Genomic DNA, 19,583 nt, shown 5'->3' with positions numbered 1-19,583 from the left:
CCGAACAGGCTCAGCGCGCCCGCCACTTCCCGGTCTCGGGGGGTGGCGGGCTCTGCATTCCCTTCTCCTCGAAGGGTTTTGCTCCAGCTACCAGTTTCGTGAGCGCGGCGCCCTCGCGCATCCCGGTGGGGAGGTGGGCGCGGGCGACCTCGCGACGCAGCGTCTCGACCGGCAGCGGTGAGGCGCTGGCGAGCAGCACCGAGTTGCCGAAGCGGCGGCCCTTGAGCACCTCGTGCGTCGCGATGATGGCGACGTGGGGCAGGGCTTCGGACATGGTGGCGACCACCCTTGCGACCCAACGCATCCCGGGCTCGTCGGCGAGGTTCCACAGCGCCAGCCCGGTGGGCTTGAGGACCCGTGCGACCTCGCGGGCGTATGCCGTCCCGACGAGCTCCGCAGGCACGCGCCCTCCCGCGTAGGCGTCCGTCACGACGACGTCGGCGGATTCGTCCTTGAGTGCCCGCACCCCGGTGAGCCCGTCGACCGGGCGGACCCGGATCCGGTGGCGCCGCGGGAGCGGGACCTCCCGGCGCACGAGCTCGGTCAGGGCCTCGTCCGGCTCGAGCACGATCTGGGGCGAGCCCGGCCTGGTCGCCTCGACCCAGCGCGGCAGGGTCAGGCCCGCGCCCCCGACGTGCGTGACGCCGAGCGGTCCCGGCGGCAGCGCGTCGATGGCGAGGGCGAGGTGCTGCACGTACTCGAAGACGAGGACCGTCGGGTCGTCGGGCTGGACGTGCGACTGGGGCGAGCCGTCCATGTGGACGGTGACGCCGCCGCGCTCGTCCCACTCGAGCGAGACGTGGTCGCTCACAGGTCGAGGACGAGCTGGCGCTGCTCGCCGTAGCGGGTGAAGCCGAGCCGCTGGAGGATCGGTGACGAGGTGTCGATGCGGCCGTGCGTCAGCGCGAGGGTCGCGCCCATGCCGGCGGCGAGCTGCAGCCGCGCGGCCAGGGAGGCTCGGTAGGCGCCGTGTCCTCGCAGGTCGGGGTGGGTGCCACCGCCCCACAGCCGAGCCACGTCGCCGGCGAGGGTGAAGCCGCCGGTCGAGGCGGGACGGCCGTCGACGTAGGCGACGACCCGGGCACCTGCGCGGGCCTCGACCGTGCGCTGCACCTCCGCGAGGTGGTCGGCGACCATGTCGTCGGTCACCGGAGGGTCGTCGAAGGCGACCCGGCTGACCTCCAGCGCCTCGCGGAGGGTCTCGGCGTCGACGACGCGCCTCGTGGTGACGACGTGTGGGACGCCACGCGGGACGCCGAGGTCGGGGGCGCCGTCGCCGAGCGGGAGTGCGAGCACGTCCATCCGCTGCACGACCTCGCCGCCCCGGGAGAGCAGCTTGTCCTCGAGGCCCGCCGGCCCGCGGCTGCCGGTCACGTTCCACCACACGCGGTCACGCCCGAAGGCACGCGCCACCTCGTGGGCCTCGTCGACGAGCGCGGCGGCGTCGATCGCGTTCCCGAGGCTTCGGGCCACGGTCGGCGTGCCCACGTAGTCGGGGTAGGCGACGACGAGGAGCTCGTCGGTCCGGTGCACGCGAGCCTCGTCGGGCACCCACGACCAGGCGTCCGAGGCGGCGAGCACGGCGGCTTCGTCCCACTGCGCGCGGGACGCGGGCGCCGAGCTCTCGGGGGAGTGAGGTGTCACCCCGACAGGCTACGGTCGCAGGTATGCGCTTCGGACTCACCATCCTCCCCGAGCACCCCTGGTCCGAGGCGGCGCCGATGTGGCGCGAGGCCGAGCGGATGGGGTTCGACCACGCCTGGACCTTCGACCACGTCGTCTGGGGCGGCCTGCCCGAGTCGCCGTGGTTCGGTGCCGTGCCGACCCTGGCCGCGGCCGCCGCCGTGACCGAGCGCATCGGGCTCGGCACCTTCGTGTCGTCGCCCAACAACCACCACCCGGTGCAGTTCATGCGCGAGGTGCTCGCCCTCGACGACATCTCCGGCGGGCGCTTCCTCCTCGGCATCGGCACGGGCGGCGACCTCGACTCGAGGATCATGGGCGAGGACCTGCCGCTGCGTGACCGGGTCGCCCGCTTCCACGAGTTCACCGACCTGCTCGACCGGCTGCTGACCGACGACCACGTCGACGCCGACGGTCGCTTCTACTCGGCGCGCGACGTGCGCACGCTGCCCGGACCCGTTCGTGGTGCCGGCACCGGCAACCGCGTGCCCCTCGTCGTCGCGGCCAACGGGCCCAAGGCGGTCCGGCTCGCGGTCGAGCGCGGCGACGGCTGGATGACCTACGGCGGCAACGCCGACACCGACGACGAGTGGTGGGCCCTCGTCGCAGGCCTGGGGCGCCGGGTCGACGACACGCTGGCCGAGGCCGGGCGTGACGGCGCCGGCTTCGCCCGCTACCTCAACCTCGACTCGGCCCCCACGTTCTCGCTGAGCAGCACCGCGGCCTTCGAGGACGCCGTCGGTCGCGCCGCCGAGCTCGGCTTCACCGACGTCATCACGCACTGGCCGCGCACGACCGAGCCCTTCCTCGGCACCCGCGACGTCCTCGACGAGGTCGTCGCCGACGTCATCCCACGCCTGCGCTGACGGTGGCGACCGCGGGACCCTGATCCGCTGCGGCTTCTCCGCCGGGGCAGAGCTGTCGTGGTCTCGGGCCCTTGGCACGTTGCGTCGGTGGGCGCGGATAGCCTGCGAGGTATGCCGCCCCGCCGCCGTACGCCTGTCGCCGAGGGACACGCTGCTCTCCTCGCCTGCCGCGAGGCCGACTGGGCCGCCGACCGCCGGACCACCGCCACGGCCGTCCGCTACACCCTCGAGGAGCTCGCGACGGTCGCCCCGGGCCGCACCGTCGAGGTGCGGGTCCCGCCGCACGGCGCCGTCCAGTGCATCGAGGGCCCGGTCCACACCCGCGGCATCCCGCCCAACGTCATCGAGACCGACGCGGCCACGTGGCTGCGCCTGGCCGTGGGCGACCTGACGTGGGAGTCCGCGGTCGACGGCGCGCGCGTGCGGGCCAGCGGCCAGCGCGCGCACCTCGACGGCCTTCTCCCGCTCTCCTCGCTTAGGCTTGACCCGTGACCCAGCCCTCGCCGAACACCCAGCCGCGCACGCGTCCCGAGCGGCCCCGCATCCCGAACTTCAAGCGCTTCCTCATCACGGGCGCCGTCCTGGGCTTCATCGTGGGCGCCGTCATCTCGATCATGGGCGACGAGGTGCAGGGCTACACGACGACCACCGGCGCGCTCTACATCGGCGCCTTCGGTGCCTTCATCGGCCTCGGCGTCGCCGGGATCATCGGCATCCTCCTCGACCGGTCCGGTCGCGACCAGTCGTGACCTCGCCGGCCGGCGACGGCTCGTCGGGCCCGCTCGCCGGCGTCCGGGTCGTCGAGCTCGCCGGCATCGGCCCTGCGCCGTTCGCGGCGATGCTGCTGGCGGACCTCGGCGCGGACGTCATCCGCGTCGACCGGCCGGGTGAGCCCTCGCTGCCGGTCCCGCTGCCGCCGCAGGCCGACCTCCTCCGGCGTGGTCGCCCCTCGGTCTCGCTCGACCTCAAGCACCCCGACGGGCTCGCAACGGCGCTGACGCTCGTCGAGCGAGCCGACGTGCTCGTCGAGGGCTACCGCCCCGGCGTCGCCGAGCGCCTGGGCCTGGGCCCCGACGACTGCCTCGCCCGCAACCCGCGGCTCGTCTACGGCCGGATGACCGGCTGGGGCCAGGACGGGCCGCTGGCCCAGTCCGCGGGGCACGACATCGGCTACGTCGCCGTCACCGGGGCGCTGCACGCGATCGGCCGGGCCGGCGGACCACCCCAGGTCCCGGTCAACCTCGTCGGCGACTTCGGCGGCGGCGCGCTCTACCTCGTCGTCGGCGTGCTCGCGGCGCTCCTCGAGGCGCGCACCAGCGGTCGTGGGCAGGTCGTCGACGCCGCCATCGTCGACGGCACGGCGCACCTCTCCTCGCTCGTCCTCGGGCTGCACTCGGCCGGTCTCTGGTCCGACCGGCGCGGCACCAACCTGCTCGACACCGGCGCTCCGTTCTACGACGTCTACGAGACGAGCGACGGCGGCTGGCTCGCGGTCGGACCGCTCGAGCCCGCCTTCTACGCCGAGCTGCTGCGCCTGCTCGACCTCACCGACACCGCCCCCGACCGGCTCGACCCCAGCCGGTGGCCGGCCCTGCGCAGCCTGCTAACCGACACGTTCCGCACCCGGACCCGCGACGAGTGGACGGCGCTGCTCGAGGGCACCGATGCCTGCGTCGCGCCGATCCTCAGCTACGCCGAGGCGCCCAGCCACCCGCACCTCGCGGCCCGCGGCACCTACGTCGAGCACCACGGCGTCGTCCAGCCCGCGCCGGCGCCCCGCTTCTCGCGCACCCCGACCGCGCTCGGCACGCCACCGTCGGCCCCTGGCGCCGACACGCGAGCGGGCCTGTCCGCGTGGGGGATCGACGACGTCGACGCGCTGTTCGCCTCGGGTGCCGCGTCCGCCCCCTCCGACGGGCCATGAGGCTCTTCGTCGCCGTCGTCCCGCCCGACGACGTGCTCGACGACCTCGAGGAGCACCTCGAGCCACGTCGTGAGGCCGGACCCGAGATCCGCTGGACCGACCGCCACCAGTGGCACGTCACGCTCGCCTTCCTCGGCGACGTGCCCGAACGCCGCCTCGACGACCTCACCGAGGCCCTCGCCCGCTCCGCCGCCAAGCGCGACCCGCTCGTGCTGCGCCTCGCCGGGGCCGGCGCCTTCCCGAACCCGTATGCCGCCCGCGTCCTGTGGGCGGGCGTCGAGCAGGTGCGCGGTGACCTCGCGGCGGTGGCGGGCGGCATACGCAATGCCGCGGCCTCGGCAGGAGCGACACCCGACGGGACCCGCTTCCAGGCGCACCTGACGCTCGGGCGCTTCCACCGGCCCACCGAGGCGACCCGGTGGATCCGCGCCCTCGACGCGTGGGAGGGCCCGGCCTGGCGGGTCGGGGAGCTCGCGCTCGTCGAGTCCCACCTCGGCGAGGGCCGCGGGCGCCGGCCGCGCTACGAGGTGCTCGCCGACCTGCCCCTGCGCACGCGTCCACCGCGGACGGACTGACCGCAGAGGTGTGGGAGACTGGGCGAGTGGCACGTGGCGACGGTCGTTTAAACCATGACCTCATCCCCGGCGAGAAGGGCCCGCAGGACGCCTGCGGGGTCTTCGGCGTCTGGGCTCCCGGAGAGGACGTCGCCAAGCTGACGTACTTCGGGCTCTATGCGCTGCAGCACCGCGGGCAGGAGTCGGCCGGCATCGCGACCGGTGACGGCGAGAAGATCCTCGTCTACAAGGACATGGGCCTCGTCTCGCAGGTCTTCGACGAGACCGCGCTCAGCTCGCTCCGCGGCCACATCGCGATCGGGCACACGCGCTACTCCACGACCGGCGGCTCCACGTGGGAGAACGCCCAGCCGACGCTCGGCGGCGCCGGCCGCAGCACGCTGGCCCTCGCCCACAACGGCAACCTCATCAACACCGTCGAGCTCAAGGCCCTCGTCGACGAGCACTTCGGCGGCACCCGCATCACCGGCGAGCTCGCCCGCGGCAACACCTCCGACACCGCGCTCGTCACGACGCTGCTCGCGGCCGACGAGGACCGCACGCCGGAGCAGGCCGCCCTCGAGCTGCTGCCCAAGCTCAAGGGCGCCTTCTCCTTCGTCTTCATGGACGAGACGACGTTGTATGCCGCCCGCGACCCCTGGGGTGTGCGTCCCCTCGCGCTCGGCCGCCTCGAGCGGGGCTGGGTCGTCGCGTCCGAGACCGCGGCCCTGCAGACCATCGGTGCCGCCGTCATCCGCGAGGTCGAGCCCGGCGAGCTCATCGTCATCGACGAGGACGGCCTGCGCTCGCACAAGTTCGCCGAGCCCCAGCCCAAGGGCTGCGTCTTCGAGTACGTCTACCTCGCCCGCCCCGACGCCGTCATCCGCGGCCGGGTCGTGCACGAGGCCCGCGTCGAGATGGGCCGCGTCCTCGCGCGCGAGCACCCCGTCGACGCCGACCTCGTCATCGGCGTCCCCGAGTCGGGCGTGCCTGCGGCGGTTGGCTATTCGCAGGAGTCGGGCATCCCGTTCGGTCAGGGCTTCGTCAAGAACGCCTACGTCGGACGCACCTTCATCCAGCCGTCGCAGACGCTGCGCCAGCTCGGCATCCGGCTCAAGCTCAACCCGCTCGAGCACACGATCCGTGGCAAGCGCCTCGTCGTCGTCGACGACTCGATCGTGCGCGGCAACACCCAGCGCGCCCAGATCCGGATGCTCCGCGAGGCCGGCGCCGCCGAGGTGCACGTGCGGATCAGCTCGCCGCCCGTCCAGTGGCCCTGCTTCTACGGCATCGACTTCGCCACGCGCGCCGAGCTCATCGCGACCGGCCTCAAGGTCGAGGAGATCCGCGCGTCGATCGGCGCCGACTCGCTCGGCTACATCTCCGAGGACGGCATGATCGGCGCGACGAACCAGCCGGCCGACGAGCTGTGCTCGGCGTGCTTCACCGGTCGCTACCCGATCGAGCTGCCCGAGGACGGCCTCATCGGCAAGCACGTGCTCGAGACGCTCCCGCTCACGGTCCGCACCGGCCACGACCGCTCGGTCGACGTCGAGGGCGTCACCCTCGGGGTCGGCCTCGGCGGGGCCAACGCCCTCCAGCACCCCTGACCCGAATCGCCCGTCGTTCGAGCCCTGGGCCGGCCGTCGCCTCAACGACTCCCTGCTGAGCGCTCGAGTGCCCTGCGACGTGACGAGACCCTGGGTGGGCTCGTGCTGTCGTCCGGTTGCGAGGCAGTCGTCCGCCCCAAGAGCACTCGAGGCCGCTCCGCTCGCCGGTGGACGGCGGGAGGAGGGGCGCTCGTGGCGCCGGTAGGCTGGGCGGGTGAGCGACGCCCCCATCACCTATGCCTCCGCCGGTGTCGACGTCGAGGCGGGTGACAAGGCCGTCGAGCTGATGAAGGCGTCGGTGCGCCGCGCGACCCGCCCCGAGGTGGTCGGCGGCCTCGGCGGCTTCGCCGGGATGTTCGACGCGAGCGCCATCGCCCGGATGACCCGCCCGATCCTCGCCACGAGCACCGACGGCGTCGGCACCAAGGTCGCCATCGCCCAGGCGCTCGACGTCCACGACACCATCGGCTTCGACCTCGTCGGCATGGTCGTCGACGACATCGTCGTGTGCGGCGCCGAGCCGCTCTTCATGACCGACTACATCGCGACCGGCAAGGTCGTGCCCGAGCGGATCGCCGCCATCGTCGGCGGCATCGCCCGCGCCTGCGAGGAGGCGGGCGTCGCCCTCGTCGGCGGCGAGACGGCCGAGCACCCGGGCCTGCTCGACCCCGACGAGTACGACGTGGCCGGCGCTGCCACCGGCGTCGTGGAGTATGCCGCGGTGCTGGGTCCGCAGCGCGTCGCCGACGGTGACGTCGTGGTGGCCCTCGCGAGCAGTGGCCTGCACAGCAATGGCTACAGCCTGGTGCGCCGCGTCGTCTCGAGCGCCGGCTGGGAGCTCGACCGGCACGTCGAGGACTTCGGCCGCAGCCTCGGCGAGGAGCTGCTCGAGCCGACCCGCATCTACACCAAGCCGCTGCTCGAGCTCATCGCGACCGACGGCGTCGACGTGCACGCGCTCAGCCACGTCACCGGTGGTGGGCTCGCCGCCAACCTCGCCCGAGTCCTGCCCATGGGCATGTTTGCCCGCGTCGACCGCAGCACGTGGACCCCGCCGGCGGTGTTCCGCACGGTCCAGGACCTCGGTCGCGTGCCGCAGGCGGACATCGAGCGGACCCTCAACCAGGGCATCGGCTTCGTCGCCGTGCTGCCCGCCGCCCAGGCCGACCGCGCCATCGCGGTGAGCGAGGCCCGGGGCATCGCGGCCTGGCGGCTCGGCGAGGTCGCGACCGAGGAGCGGGCGCACGCCGGTGGACTCGTCGCGGACGGCGTCGAGATCGTGCGAGGCGCCAAGGGCGTCGACGGCGGCGCGGTGCAGGTCGTCGGCGAGCACCCGACCGCCTGACAAGACTGGCCCCGAGGGGGCCGCGGGGTCGGCCTCGGGCGCGATCACGCGCCCGGGGGCAGCGCACTCAGCCGGCCCTCAACGTCCCGCGTCCGTCGGGACCCGGCGACACGGCATACACGCGAGGGTGTGACGAAGCCCGCGCACCCCAGGAGGGTGCGCGGGCATCGATGCGTCACTCCGACGCGACCGGACCGGTGCTGCTGGCCGGCGCGTCAGCTGCCTCGAGGGCAGCACCGATCGCGCGCCGGGTGTGAACACCCGACGCACGAGGTGCAGACGGAAGGGGGAGGACGAGCTCAGCGCTCGCCCGAGACCCACTTCCCGTATTCGTCGTACTCGTCGTCGTCGACGGATCGCGGCTGATTGGAGACGTCGCGTTGCGACGGCCCGTGCAGCTCACGCTCCAGCGCGCTCAAGTCCGTGTCGGGTGTGTAGTACTTGAGCTGCCGTGCGACCTTGGTCTGCTTGGCTTTGGCTCGGCCGCGCCCCATGGCGTGACCCCCTCGTGCGTCGTGCCGGGACGGCATCGCCCCTCGAAGTGCCGGATGGCTCTTCGATGTCTGCGTAGCGGTCCCGGGAATGTGTGTGTTCTCGTGGGCCTAACGCTACATGAGTGGCGCAAATCCCGCGCCCGCGGGACCACGGCTCGCCGAGCCGTCAGGGCAGCCACCGGGACAGCCCCTGAGACAGCTGTCGCGCGAGTCGTCGAGCCGGCGTCGAGGGCGGGCCTGCGGGAGGGTCGTCCCGTGGCCCTCGACGCCCCGGGTTCCTATACACCAGGTCCTGTGAAACCGGGACGATTTGACTCTTTTCAGTGTTTAACTGCCATTCGGCGGGCCGAGACTTTACCCTTGCTTTACTGAGCCCCGATTGGGGCGCATGCGTGTCGCTGCACCTAGCGACAGGGTGGTGGGGATATGACAATGACGACTCAGGATCGACACGAGACCGAGAAGCTGCTGACACCTGCCGAGGTGGCGGCCCTGTTCCGAGTGGACCCCAAGACGGTCACTCGATGGGCCAAGGCAGGCAAGCTGACTTCGATCCGGACCCTTGGTGGGCACCGGAGGTACCGCGAGTCAGAGGTTCGCGACCTTCTGGGTGGCGGGCACTGAGCTAGACCGAACAGTTGGGGGTAGCCGGTCACGACGTCGGGGGAGGAGCGCCACAGGGTGCGCCTCCCCCGACTGCTTCCGGCTCGGTTGTTCGGGCTGCGCGGGTGTGCGGTCAGGCCTGGCCGTGGGGGACCGGGTTGACCGTGCAGACGAAGTACTTCACGACGCCGTCGTCGACGAGCGCGCCGGCGGCGATCGCGGCCCGCACCTCGTCCGCGGCGTCGAGCACGCCGTCGCGGTCGTGGTCGCCCGCGGCCAGGGCGGCGGCGTACGTGCCCGTGAGCGAGACGGCGTGCACCTGCCAGCGGCCGCCGTTGTAGCCGGGATCTCCCGGGGCTGCGGTCGCGACGCTGCGCTGGACGGCGCCGAAGCTGTAGATGGTGTCCCACGCCTGCGCCGGGGCGCCCGTGAGGCTGAGGTCGGTCGGCGTCGCGACCGTCCGGTAGAGCTCGTGGTCGACGTAGAAGGCCGGCCCGGAGACGCCGCCGGCGTGGGCTGCGGCGCCGCCGGCGAGGGCGGTCGTGACCCCGACCGCGGCCACCGCGATCGCTCGGATGCTGGACCGCATCGGATTGTGTGACATGGGTTTCCACCTTTCGGCCGATCACCCTGACCGGCTCGTCCACGAGTCAAGTCCTCCGCGGGCGCGAGCTCCATGACGCAGCGGTTACCCCGACCTTACGGGCCGGCGACGTCGGTGGCCGGCCCTACGGTGGAGGGATGACGACGTCTCCCGACATCACCGCCATCACCCTCGGCGTCCGGGACGTGGAGCGGTCGCGCGCGTTCTACGTCGACGGGCTCGGCTTCCGGTCCGTGCTCCACCTCGACGGCGAGATCAGCTTCGTCCAGTGCGCGCCCGGCCAGCTCCTCGCGCTGTGGGACGTCATGCAGATGCCGGGCGAGTACGGCGACGTCGCCCACGGCCCGTCCGCCCCACCCGTGTCGCTCGGTCACAACGTGGGTGACGCCGAGGAGGTCGAGCGGTTGTATGCCGCGGCCCTGGCCGCCGGGGCCACCTCGGTCTCGCCGCCGACCGTGCGCAACTGGGGCGGGGTCAGTGCCTGCGTGGCCGACCCCGACGGCTTCCGCTGGGACCTCGCGCACAACCCGAGCTTCCACGTCGACCTCGACGGCACGGTGCACCTCGGCGAGAGCTGAGCCCCTCAATCGAGCCGCGCGCCCCACGGGTGGTCGGCCCCGTGCTGCCTCACGACGTGCGACAGCAGGGCGCGCTGGGTGGTGTCGAGCAGGGGGAGGGCGGCCTCGAGGTCCGCGTGGTCCTTGGGGCGGGTCGACCTCACCTTGTGGGCGAGGACGAGCTCGGGGCGCAGGTAGCGCACGCCGTGGCGCTGCCACGTGGCGTCGTCGAGGTCGAGGACGAGCGCCGGGTCGCGCTTGAACTGCCAGCGCCCGTCGACGTCGGGATTGAGCAGGACCTCGCCGCGCCACGGCGCCAGGGCGTGCTCTCGGAACCACACCTGCTCCGCGTCCTCCGGCATCTCGCGTCCGGGCGCGAGATGCAGCAATCCCCGGTCGCCGGCCGCCCAGAGGTGGAAGTGGGGCTCGAGATGGGCCCGCACGGCGGGCAGGTCACGGCGGAAGACGGCGACGTCGATGTCCTCGTGGTGACGCCGCACGCCGGTGAAGGCCTCGACGGCCCACCCGCCGGCCACCCACCACGGGACGTCCAGCCCGTCGAGCAGCACGCGCAGCTCGCTCGGGGACATGGGGTCCAGCGGGCCGTAGACCCTCTCGAAGTCCTCCTGGGTCATCCGCTCCTCGTCGGCCGGAGGGCGCGTCGCGGGTCGCTTCTCGGACGTCGACACGCTTTCACCCTAGTGACGGGGCGTCGGGGCCGGCGTCAGTGGCCGAGGGCGCGCAGCTGGAGCCGCAGGGCGAGGCGGGTCTCGGGGTCGTGCAGGTCGAGCTCGACGACGTCGGACAGGCGCTGCATGCGGTAGCGGAGCGTGTTGGGGTGCACGTGGATCCGCGCGGCCGCCGCCCGGGGGTCGCCCGGGTGGTCGAGCCAGGCGGCCACCGTCTCGAGGTATGCCGTGTGGTGGGCCTCGTCGTGCTCGCGCAGGGTCGCGACGGGGCCGAGCAGCTCCTCGGTCCAGATGCCGCCGAGGGCGCGGGCGTTGGTGACGGCGGCCCAGGCGTCCTCGACCGTGGTCGTCGTGCCGGTGACGCGGCCCGCGTCGCGTAGGCGCTGGACCTCGGTGGCCTCACGACGGGACCGGTCGAGGTCGACGGTGCGCGAAACCCGACCGCCGGCACTCGCCGTGGCGGTCGGGGCCACCCCGGCGACCTCCTCGACGACGCCGTGCAGCCACTCCCACGAGCCCGGCGAGGTGTCTCCGGGCACGTCGCGCACGAGTGTCAGCGCCACGCCGTCGAAGATCGCGAGGAGCGGCTGTCGCCACGACCGGCGGCGCGCGGCGGACTCCCAGACGTCGAGCTCGCGCTCGGCATCGCGGGGTGCGCCCCCGCGCGCGGCGACACTGCGGTCGCGGTGGGCGCCGGCCAGCACCACGACCCGCCAGGGTGCGGGTGGGAGCCAGCCCTCCGCCTCGTGCGTGTCGCCACTCAGCACGGCCCGGAGCCGGTCCGCCGACACCCGGCGAGCGAGGTCTGCCTGCGACCGCATCCGCAGCAGGTGCAGGGCCACGACCGCGGCCGTCTGCGCCAGGGAGGCCATGACCGGCTCGGGGGGCTCCTCGTCGACGACGGCCCAGATCGAGCCGAGCCACTCGGTGCCGGCACGGACGGGGACGACGGCGCGCGCGCCGAGGCCGCGTCCGGCCGGGACGAAGAAGGGCTCGTCGGACCGCGCGAGCCGCCGGAACACCCCGCGTCCGCGCAGGCCGGCGATGACCTCCTCGGGCACCCGGCGCCCGACGATCGTGGAGACGCGCGCCGGGTCGGCGACGTCCTGCGTCGAGGAGTAGGCGAGCACGCGCGACTGGGTGTCCTCGATGGTGATCGGCGCCGCGACGAGCGCCGCGCACGCGTCGGCGAGGACGAAGAGCTCGTCGAGCACCGGTCCCTCGGCGCGCACCGCCGGACCGCTGGCAGCCCGGTCCAGGACGCCGCGCAGCAGCCACACGACGTGGGCCCACGACGCGTGGTCGGCGAGCTCAACGAGGCTGACGCCGACGCGGGCCGCCGCCGCCCTCACCTGGCGGTTGCGGGCGGCGGCCCGGCGCAGCACCACGGCGCCACTGTCCACCGCGGCCGCTCCCTCCAGCAGCGCGGTGGCGTCGGCCGGGCGCTCGACGCCGACCCCGAGCAGCAGGTCGCCGGCCTGGCCGAAGACGCCGGACCCGGGCTCGGCGAGGGTCACGTCGTCGACGGCCGGACCGCCGGCGTCGACGACGACCGTGAGCAGGCCGCCGCCCAGGGTGCCCACGAGCTGCGCGACGGGCAGGCCGACCGGTGTCGTCGAGGAGGTGCGGGTCGCGGACTGACGCGTCGAGCGGGACGGGGCGGACGGCATACGACCATTGTGTCCCGTGATGGTGCTGACAGCACAACGACAAGCGCAGACGTTGGCGGCGCAGCACCATGGTGGCGAGTCCCTTCGGCCCCACCATGGAGGCAAGGCCACCCACCAGACCTGACACAGGAGTCGATCGAATGCCCGCCGTGACCCCCGCCGGTACCCCCGTCCCCGAGCGCGTCGCCGTCGTCGGCGCCGGCATGGTCGGTCTCGCGACCGCCTGGTTCCTCCAGGAGCGTGGCGTCGAGGTCACCGTCATCGACCGCGACGGCGTGGCTGCCGGCGCATCCTGGGGCAACGCCGGCTGGCTGACCCCCGGCATCGCGACGCCGCTGCCCGAGCCCGCCGTGCTCAAGTACGGCCTGCGAGCCGTGTTCAGCCCGAGCTCGCCCGTCTACGTGCCGCCGAGCGCGCGTCCCGACTTCCTGCGGTTCGTCACCGGCTTCACCCGCCACAGCACGATGACGGCGTGGAAGAAGGCGATGGGCGCCCTCGTGCCCGTCAACGACCTGTCGCTGCAGAGCTTCGACCTGCTGAAGGCCGGCGGCGTCGACGCCGAGACGTACGAGGCGAAGTCGTTCACGGCGGCTTACCGCACCGCCGAGGAGCGCCAGACCCTCCTCGAGGAGATCGAGCACATCCACGCCTCCGGTGGCGACATCACCTTCGACGCCCTGACCGGCGACGAGGCCCGCGCCATCGAGCCCGCCCTGTCCGACGAGATCGGCGCCGCGATCGTGCTGCACGGCCAGCGCTTCATCAACCCCGGCGCCTACGTCGCCGCTCTCGCCGACTCGGTCACCGCCCGCGGCGGCAAGATCGTCACCGGCAGCGCCGTCTCGCGCATCACCGACACCCCGACCGGCGTCCTCGTCACCAACGACTTCGGCCAGGCCGAGCACTACGACGCCGTCGTCGTCGCGACCGGCGCGTGGCTGGGCAAGCTGGCCCGCGAGTTCGGCGTCAAGCGCGTGGTCCAGGCCGGCCGCGGCTACTCCTTCAGCGTCGAGGTCGAAGACCTGCCCAACGGCCCCGTCTACTTCCCGGCCGCCCGCGTGGCCTGCACGCCGGTCGGTGACCGCCTGCGCGTCGCCGGCATGATGGAGTTCCGCCAGCCCGAGGCCGCGCTCGACCGCCGCCGCGTCAAGGCCATCGTCGAGTCCGCCCGCCCGCTGCTCAAGGGCGCCGACCTCGACCACCGTCAGGACGAGTGGGTCGGCTCGCGCCCCTGCACCGTCGACGGCCTGCCGCTCATCGGCGCGTCGAAGAACCCCAAGGTCTTCGTCGCCGGCGGTCACGGCATGTGGGGCATCACCCTGGGCCCGGTCACCGGCCGCCTGCTCGCCGAGCAGATGGTCACCGGCCGCGCGCCCGAGCAGCTCGCGCCCTTCAACCCGCTGCGCTGAGGCGCCGCTGACGCGCCGTCGATGCGCCGTCGACGCGCCGTCGACGCGCCGTCGACAGGGCCGGCCGGTCGGAGCACGCCGGCCGGCCCTGTCGCAGGCGTGCACGCAGCACAAGGCCCACCTGACGAATGCGTCAGGTGGGCCTCCGTGCGCGTCCCCCCGCGCAACGGCAGGGCGACCGGGCGCCCTGCACGGCCACCGCCGGACCCCTCAGTGCGGCGGCGGCCGTCCACAGGGGTTCGGAGACGTCACGCGGAACGGATGGGTGCCGATCCGAACCGATGTCGAGGTCGTGACTCAGGCCGGCGTCAGCACGACGAGGCTGTAGGCGCCCACGGAGACGGTGCCACCGGCGGGCTGGTCGTCGACGGGCTCGTCGGTGGCGTCCACGTCGTGCGTCTCATGGCCGGCGAAGAGGGAACTGTAGGTGGCGGCGTCGGAGTTGAAGCGGACCGACCAGAGCCCGGCGGACGGCATACCCGTCGTGATGTCCTGCGGCTCGGCCGAGGCGTTGACGACGACCACGGCGACGTCGTCGCCCGAGCGGCGGGCCCACGAGAGGGTCTTGGCCTCGTCGTCGAGGTGCAGCACGTCGAAGCCCTCGCCGCGCAGGCCGCGCGAGACCCCGTCGGCGTCGCGGCGCAGCCGGATGAGGTCACCCGTGAGGCGCACGAGGTCGCGGAACTGCTCGGCACGGTCCCAGTCGAGCGGCACGGTGTCGCGGAACTCCTCGCCCTCGAGGAACTCCTGACCCTGGAACAGCATCGGGACGCCGGGAGCCGTCAGCGTCATGGCCAGCCCGAGGGTCGCGCGCTTCTGCGCCGCCCAGCCGGTGGGGTTGCCGCCGTCGACCTCGTCGGGCACCCGGAGGCCGCCCTCGGCGACCTCGTCGTGGCTCTCGGTGTAGACGACGCGCCGGAACGGCTCGTCGTTGCCGCGCAGGGCCTCGGCGAGCTCGGACATCGAGCGCTCGGAGTCGTCCACGGCGGTCAGGACGTTCCGCACCGGGTGGACGAAGCCGGGATCCCACTGGGCGTGGAAGCCGGCGCCGCCGTCGTCGACCGTGGTGATGGCCGGGTCGGACTGCAGGTCCTCGGCGATGAGGATCTTGTCGGGGTGGCTCTCGCGGACCGCCCCGGTGATCGAGCGCATCAGCTCCCAGCCCTCGGGCACATCGCCGGTGCCGAGGCCGTCGACGGTGCGCACGTAGAGCGTGGCGTCGAAACGCAGCCCGTCGAGGTGGAACTCCTCGAGCCACATCAGGACGTTGTCGTGCAGGTAGGCGCGCACCTCCTCGCGGCCGTAGTCGGGCCGGGTGTCGCCCCAGGGCGTCGTCGAGCGCTCGTCGTTGTAGAAGTAGATGCCGCCCTTCTCGTTCTCGCTCCACCCGTCGAACTGCCACAGCGCGAGGTCGCTCGGACCGAAGTGGTTGATGACGACGTCGAGGATCACCGCGATGCCGTGCCGGTGGGCCTGCTTGACGAAGTCCTTGAGCGCGTCCGGGCCGCCGTAGCTGCTCGAGACGGCGAAGGGGTTGGAGGGGTTGTAGCCCCAGGAGTAGTCGCCCGCGAACTCGGTGACCGGCATCAGCTCCACGGCGCTCACGCCGAGGTCGGAGAGGTGGTCGAGCTTCCCGGCGACGCCCCCGAGGTCGCCCGCGTCACCCTCGGCTGCGACGAACGAGCCGATGTGCGCCTCGTAGATGACGAGGTCGTCGTGCGGCGGGCAGCCGAAGGTGTCACCCTCCCAGTCGAAGGCCTCGCGGTCGTAGACCACCCCGTTGCCGGACGAGTTCGTCACGACGCGGGCCCGCGGGTCGATGCGCATGAGGCGCTGCTCGCCGTTGGTGATGACGAACTGGTACTCGTCGCCCGGACCGGCGCCCTCGACGTCGGCGTACCAGTGCCCGTTCTCCTCGGCGACCATGGCGTGGCCGTCCTCGGACCAGTCGGTGAAGCTGCCGGTGACCGCGACGGCGTCGGCGTTCGGGGCCCAGACGCGGAAGGCGGTGCCGCCCTCGTGCGGCATCGAGCCCAGCCCGGGTCGGGGGGTGTCGTGCTCGGACATGGGGCTCCAGACGTCGGGAGGGGTCGGCCCGAGCCGACGGGCTCGGGCCGGGTGGGGACCGATGGGTGTCGTACCCGATCGTCCCGCCTGACCCGTCAGCCCGTCGACCGGCTCGGCGTCCCCGGCTCAGCGCCCCGGATCAGCGAACTCCGCTCAGCGAACCCGGCTCAACGTCGATCGGCTCAGCGCCCCCGGGTCGGCGCCCCCGGTCAGCGCAGGTAGCCGGTGACGTCCGCGACGAGGTGGACGGTGCCACCCGAGTGGTTGGTGATGGTGATGGTGCCGGTGCTGGACAGGCGGCCGACGAGCAGGTTGGCGACCGTCTGGCCGGCGGCGAAGTTGGCCGTCGAGCTGCCGCTGGTGGCGGAGGAGTCGGCGCTGAGGTTGCCCGCCCGCTGCGGCGCCGTGGCGGTCAGGTTGATCGCTGCTGCCTTGGCCCCGGCCGGGACCGGTGAGCCGGTGATGCCGGCCACCCGGACCGTCAGGGACGCCCACGGGGCGAGGGCGGTGCGGACCGGGTTGGTCTTCGTGCCGTAGCGGGTGTCGAGCAGACGCGTGGGGGTCGTGGTGGCCCACTGGTTCGACGTGCTCGCCGCCGTGACGTAGCCGGTGACGTCGGCGATGACGTGGACCGTGCCACCCGAGTGGTTGACGATCGTCAGGGTGCCCGAGGGGGTGAGGCGGCCGACGAGCAGGTTGGCGACGGTCTGGCCGGCGGCGAAGTTGGCGGTCGAGCTGCCGGTGGTGGCCGTGGAGTCGGCACTGAGGAAGCCGGCCCTCTGCGGCCGGGTGGCGGTGAGGTTGACCGCGGCGGCCGTGGCCCCCGCGGGGACGGGCGAGCCCGAGACGCCCGCGACCTTGATCGTCAGGGACGCCCACGGGGCGAGGGCGGTGCGGACCGGGTTGGCCTTGGTGCCGTAGCGGGTGTCGAGCAGCCGGGTCGGGGTCGTGCTCGTCCACCGGTCGGTCGTGCCGCTCGTGGTGAGGTAGCCGGTGACGTCGGCGACGACGTGCACGGTGCCCTTGGAGTGGTTGACGATCGTCAGGGTGCCCGACGCGGTGAGGCGGCCGACGAGGAGGTTCGCCACGGTCTGGCCGGCAGCGAAGTTGGCGGTCGAGCTGCCGGTGGTGGCCGTGGAGTCGGCGCTGAGGAAGCCTGCCGTCTGGGGCGCGGTGGCGGTGAGGTTCACGGTCGCGGCGGTCGCCCCCGCGGGGACGGGCGAGCCGGAGGCGCCGGCCACCTTGATGGTGAGGGCTGCCCCTGCAGCGAGGGCGGTTCGGACCGGGTTGGTCGTCGTGCCGGAGCGGGTGTCGAGGATCCGGGTCGGCGTCACGGGGACGACGTGCGAGAAGGACGACGGCCGGACGGCAGCCGACGGGCTCGACGCGGGCCCGGGGCCGACGACGTTCGTCGCCGTGACCGTGAAGGTGTAGGCCGTCTCGTTGCTCAGGCCCGTGATGGTCGCCGACGTGGCCGACCCCGACACCGTGGTCGTCGCCCCCGACGGCGAAGCCTTGACCGTGTAGCTCGTGACCGGGCTGCCGTTGGCGGCGGCGGCGGTCCAGCGGACCGTCGCCCGGCCGTTGTCGGGGACCGCCGACACCGAGGTGGGCGCGGACGGGGCCGTCGCCACGAGCGCGAAGCGCATCGCGTCGACCCCGACCTGCTTGGTCGTGGAGACGGTGCTGCTGTCGCTGGCGTGGACGCGGACGGACGTGCCGTTGCGGGCGAAGTAGCTGCCCAGGGAAGCCCAGCCGGAGAGGGTCGACTGGTCGAGGGACGTCGTCTTCGTGCCGGTCGCGTCGGTGACGGCGTAGCGGGCGTTGGCGGTCGCCCCCGTCGCCGGGACGTAGGCGCTCACGGCGTACAACCCCGTCGAGAGGCTGGGCGACCACGTCGCGCCGTTCTCCTCGGTGCTGCCGTCCGCGGAGTAGCTGGTGTACGTGTAGTAGGCGCGGCCCTGCAGGCCCTGCCCCTGGTTGGGCTTCCAGTAGTACATGTTGCCGGTGAAGAGGAAGGACGGGCCGCCGGGGCCGACGATGCCGGCGCCGTAGCTGATCGGCACGGGGTTGCCGGTGACGCGGCCGCCCACCCAGTTGGCGTCGATGTTGATGTTGACGCCGCCCCACGTCTCGCTGCCGGTGCTGTACTGGTGGATCCGCTGGCCGTTGGCCCAGTAGTTGTCCCGGAACGCGGGGTACTTCGCCGAGTCGGACAGGGTCTGCAGGCCGTTCCAGTTGGCGAACCACACGTTGTCGGGCGCCGTGAAGCCCGTCGTGCCGACGGCCTTGGACAGGTCGACCATGAGCGACCCGGTGCTGCCGTACGCGCCGGAGGTGTAGCCGCGGGCGTGCAGCTCCTGGGTCCAGGCCGTGAGGAACGTCAGGACCGTGGAGGTGCAGGAGGCGCTCGGAGCGTAGGCCTCCATGTCGTAGTAGATCGGCGACCCGGCGCCGAGGCCGAAGAACGCCGCGCGGCCGGCCGCGTCCGCGGCGGCCGCCTTGCCCTGGGCCGCAGCCTGCTTCGGGTCGATGGTGGCCAGCCCGGTCTGGTTGACGCAGGGGGCCTGGACGCCGACGTAGATCGGGATGAGCCCCCAGCCCATCGTGCTGACCTGGCTGACCCAGCTCGACGACAGGTTGCCGTCGGGGCAGGCGCGCATGGAGCCGCCGATGTAGATGCCGGCGGCGCGGTAGGGCGAGGAGAGCCAGGACTGCATGGTGGAGACGCTGGGGGCGGCGCACGCGTCGAACCCCATGCCGGTGAAGGTGCGGGGGCCGGACGCAGCGACGGTGGTGGCGGTCGTGACAGCGGTCCCGGTGGACGCGGTCGTCAGGGAGGCGCCGGCGCGCGACGCCGGCGCGGACGAGGTGGTGGAGGAGGTCGTGGTCGGACTGGTGGTCGAGCTGGTGGTCGAGCTCGTCGTCGCGGTGGCGAGGACGTCGTCGACGGCCGACTCGGCGGTGCCCCACGTGGCGTCGACCTGCACGTCCTGCGCGGCGAACCGCGCGGTCTTGGTGCGGGCCACGGGGTCGGACCCGGTGTTCGCTCGGAGCCTGCCGAGCGCAGTGGTCCCCGACGTGGTGGCGGCCGTCGCCCGGTCGGTCCCGGGGTGCAGCCAGATGGTCTCGGTGCGCCCGACCTTGTGCGCGGGGCAGTCCTGCTGGCTGCCGGGCCGGCCGAGGTAGACGGCCTTGACGTCGAGCCGCAGGCACCGCGTGGGGTCCGCGTCGAGGTCGATGACCGGCCAGTCGGCGGGGACGGACACGCGGACGCCGCGGTAGTCCACGGCTCGCGTGCCGACGGGGACGGCCGGGGCAGCAGCCGTCGCTGCCTGCACGGCCAGGGCCGGCGCCGAGGCCGTGACCGGCTCGGCCGTCGCGGTGGTCGCGCCACCGAGGGCCAGTGCGGCAGCACCGGCGAGAGCCGTGAGTCGGCACCATGCAGCGGTCATGTCAGAACCTCTCGAACGTCACGGCAGTCGTACGGTCCAGCCGCGGTCCCTGT

The 19,583-nt window shown here is 73.3% G+C and carries 18 protein-coding genes; 10 read left to right on the top strand and 8 right to left on the bottom strand.

Annotation, left to right across the window (positions count from 1 at the left end):
- Positions 1-10: 10 nt before the first annotated feature.
- Positions 11-811, bottom strand: a complete 801-nt coding sequence (locus U5C87_RS01065; RefSeq protein ID WP_330474812.1) for a spermidine synthase — start codon at positions 809-811, stop codon at positions 11-13.
- Complete coding sequence (locus U5C87_RS01060; RefSeq protein ID WP_330474811.1) at positions 808-1,644, bottom strand: hypothetical protein; 837 nt, start codon at positions 1,642-1,644, stop codon at positions 808-810. The genes U5C87_RS01065 and U5C87_RS01060 overlap by 4 nt, the downstream gene beginning before the upstream one ends.
- A 23-nt stretch (positions 1,645-1,667) precedes the next feature.
- On the opposite strand from U5C87_RS01060, the gene U5C87_RS01055 reads away from it, so the two are divergent.
- From U5C87_RS01055 to purM, 7 genes are all read left to right on the top strand, one after another.
- A complete protein-coding gene (locus tag U5C87_RS01055) occupies positions 1,668-2,549 on the top strand; it encodes an LLM class flavin-dependent oxidoreductase (protein WP_330474810.1) in 882 nt (293 codons plus the stop codon).
- Between the two features lie 111 nt (positions 2,550-2,660).
- On the top strand, positions 2,661-3,041 hold the full coding sequence (locus U5C87_RS01050) for a sterol carrier family protein (RefSeq protein WP_330474809.1): 381 nt from the start codon (positions 2,661-2,663) through the stop codon (positions 3,039-3,041).
- A complete protein-coding gene (locus U5C87_RS01045) occupies positions 3,038-3,298 on the top strand; it encodes a hypothetical protein (RefSeq protein ID WP_330474808.1) in 261 nt (86 codons plus the stop codon). Before U5C87_RS01050 ends, U5C87_RS01045 begins: the two co-directional genes overlap by 4 nt.
- Positions 3,295-4,473, top strand: coding sequence for a CaiB/BaiF CoA transferase family protein (locus tag U5C87_RS01040; RefSeq protein WP_330474807.1), 1,179 nt, complete (start codon positions 3,295-3,297; stop codon positions 4,471-4,473). Before U5C87_RS01045 ends, U5C87_RS01040 begins: the two co-directional genes overlap by 4 nt.
- Positions 4,470-5,048 carry an RNA 2',3'-cyclic phosphodiesterase gene (thpR, locus tag U5C87_RS01035; RefSeq protein ID WP_330474806.1) on the top strand — a complete coding sequence of 193 codons (579 nt, stop codon included), beginning with the start codon at positions 4,470-4,472 and terminating at the stop codon, positions 5,046-5,048. The genes U5C87_RS01040 and thpR overlap by 4 nt, the downstream gene beginning before the upstream one ends.
- A gap of 26 nt (positions 5,049-5,074) precedes the next feature.
- Positions 5,075-6,637: an amidophosphoribosyltransferase gene (gene purF / locus U5C87_RS01030; protein WP_030199214.1), complete on the top strand. Its 1,563-nt coding sequence runs from the start codon at positions 5,075-5,077 to the stop codon at positions 6,635-6,637.
- Positions 6,638-6,851: 214 nt separating this feature from the next.
- Complete coding sequence (gene purM / locus U5C87_RS01025) at positions 6,852-7,982, top strand: phosphoribosylformylglycinamidine cyclo-ligase (RefSeq protein WP_330474805.1); 1,131 nt, start codon at positions 6,852-6,854, stop codon at positions 7,980-7,982.
- Between the two features lie 299 nt (positions 7,983-8,281).
- On the opposite strand, the gene U5C87_RS01020 is transcribed toward purM, so the two are convergent.
- Positions 8,282-8,476: a DUF3073 domain-containing protein gene (locus U5C87_RS01020; RefSeq protein WP_030199226.1), complete on the bottom strand. Its 195-nt coding sequence runs from the start codon at positions 8,474-8,476 to the stop codon at positions 8,282-8,284.
- A gap of 432 nt (positions 8,477-8,908) precedes the next feature.
- Here U5C87_RS01020 and U5C87_RS01015 point away from each other — a divergent pair, with 432 nt between their 5' ends.
- A complete protein-coding gene (locus tag U5C87_RS01015; RefSeq protein WP_045191048.1) occupies positions 8,909-9,100 on the top strand; it encodes a BldC family transcriptional regulator in 192 nt (63 codons plus the stop codon).
- A gap of 112 nt (positions 9,101-9,212) precedes the next feature.
- On the opposite strand, the gene U5C87_RS01010 is transcribed toward U5C87_RS01015, so the two are convergent.
- Complete coding sequence (locus tag U5C87_RS01010; protein ID WP_330474804.1) at positions 9,213-9,683, bottom strand: hypothetical protein; 471 nt, start codon at positions 9,681-9,683, stop codon at positions 9,213-9,215.
- A 137-nt stretch (positions 9,684-9,820) separates the two neighbouring features.
- Here U5C87_RS01010 and U5C87_RS01005 point away from each other — a divergent pair, with 137 nt between their 5' ends.
- A complete protein-coding gene (locus tag U5C87_RS01005) occupies positions 9,821-10,261 on the top strand; it encodes a VOC family protein (protein WP_330474803.1) in 441 nt (146 codons plus the stop codon).
- Positions 10,262-10,266: 5 nt separating this feature from the next.
- Here the strand turns inward: U5C87_RS01005 and U5C87_RS01000 are convergent, their stop codons facing one another.
- Together U5C87_RS01000 and U5C87_RS00995 are read right to left on the bottom strand one after the other, a co-directional pair.
- A complete protein-coding gene (locus U5C87_RS01000; protein ID WP_330474802.1) occupies positions 10,267-10,929 on the bottom strand; it encodes a nucleotidyltransferase domain-containing protein in 663 nt (220 codons plus the stop codon).
- Between the two features lie 35 nt (positions 10,930-10,964).
- Positions 10,965-12,599 carry a PucR family transcriptional regulator gene (locus tag U5C87_RS00995; protein WP_330474801.1) on the bottom strand — a complete coding sequence of 545 codons (1,635 nt, stop codon included), beginning with the start codon at positions 12,597-12,599 and terminating at the stop codon, positions 10,965-10,967.
- Between the two features lie 140 nt (positions 12,600-12,739).
- On the opposite strand from U5C87_RS00995, the gene U5C87_RS00990 reads away from it, so the two are divergent.
- A complete protein-coding gene (locus tag U5C87_RS00990; protein WP_330474800.1) occupies positions 12,740-14,008 on the top strand; it encodes an NAD(P)/FAD-dependent oxidoreductase in 1,269 nt (422 codons plus the stop codon).
- Positions 14,009-14,305: 297 nt separating this feature from the next.
- Here U5C87_RS00990 and U5C87_RS00985 read toward each other — a convergent pair whose 3' ends face one another.
- A complete protein-coding gene (locus U5C87_RS00985) occupies positions 14,306-16,075 on the bottom strand; it encodes an alpha-amylase family glycosyl hydrolase (protein ID WP_330474799.1) in 1,770 nt (589 codons plus the stop codon).
- 209 nt (positions 16,076-16,284) lie between these two features.
- A complete protein-coding gene (locus U5C87_RS00980) occupies positions 16,285-19,530 on the bottom strand; it encodes a glycoside hydrolase domain-containing protein (protein WP_330474798.1) in 3,246 nt (1,081 codons plus the stop codon).
- Positions 19,531-19,583 lie beyond the last annotated feature (53 nt).

Origin of the sequence: Terrabacter sp. C0L_2 (genome assembly GCF_036352015.1) — a bacterium.
GTDB classification, from domain to species: domain Bacteria; phylum Actinomycetota; class Actinomycetes; order Actinomycetales; family Dermatophilaceae; genus Terrabacter; species Terrabacter tumescens.
Note: the sequence above shows the minus strand (reverse complement) of the source record. Positions and strands in the feature narration are given on the sequence as shown.

Coding starts and splice junctions, on each gene's coding strand:
- thpR (WP_330474806.1), top strand. CDS start 4,470: ATGAGGCTCTTCGTCGCCGTCGTCCCGCCCGACGACGTGCTCGACGAC.
- U5C87_RS01055 (WP_330474810.1), top strand. CDS start 1,668: ATGCGCTTCGGACTCACCATCCTCCCCGAGCACCCCTGGTCCGAGGCG.
- U5C87_RS01005 (WP_330474803.1), top strand. CDS start 9,821: ATGACGACGTCTCCCGACATCACCGCCATCACCCTCGGCGTCCGGGAC.
- U5C87_RS01050 (WP_330474809.1), top strand. CDS start 2,661: ATGCCGCCCCGCCGCCGTACGCCTGTCGCCGAGGGACACGCTGCTCTC.
- U5C87_RS00995 (WP_330474801.1), bottom strand. CDS start 12,599: ATGCCGTCCGCCCCGTCCCGCTCGACGCGTCAGTCCGCGACCCGCACC.
- U5C87_RS00990 (WP_330474800.1), top strand. CDS start 12,740: ATGCCCGCCGTGACCCCCGCCGGTACCCCCGTCCCCGAGCGCGTCGCC.
- U5C87_RS01015 (WP_045191048.1), top strand. CDS start 8,909: ATGACGACTCAGGATCGACACGAGACCGAGAAGCTGCTGACACCTGCC.
- U5C87_RS01020 (WP_030199226.1), bottom strand. CDS start 8,476: ATGGGGCGCGGCCGAGCCAAAGCCAAGCAGACCAAGGTCGCACGGCAG.
- U5C87_RS01010 (WP_330474804.1), bottom strand. CDS start 9,683: ATGTCACACAATCCGATGCGGTCCAGCATCCGAGCGATCGCGGTGGCC.
- U5C87_RS00985 (WP_330474799.1), bottom strand. CDS start 16,075: ATGTCCGAGCACGACACCCCCCGACCCGGGCTGGGCTCGATGCCGCAC.
- U5C87_RS00980 (WP_330474798.1), bottom strand. CDS start 19,530: ATGACCGCTGCATGGTGCCGACTCACGGCTCTCGCCGGTGCTGCCGCA.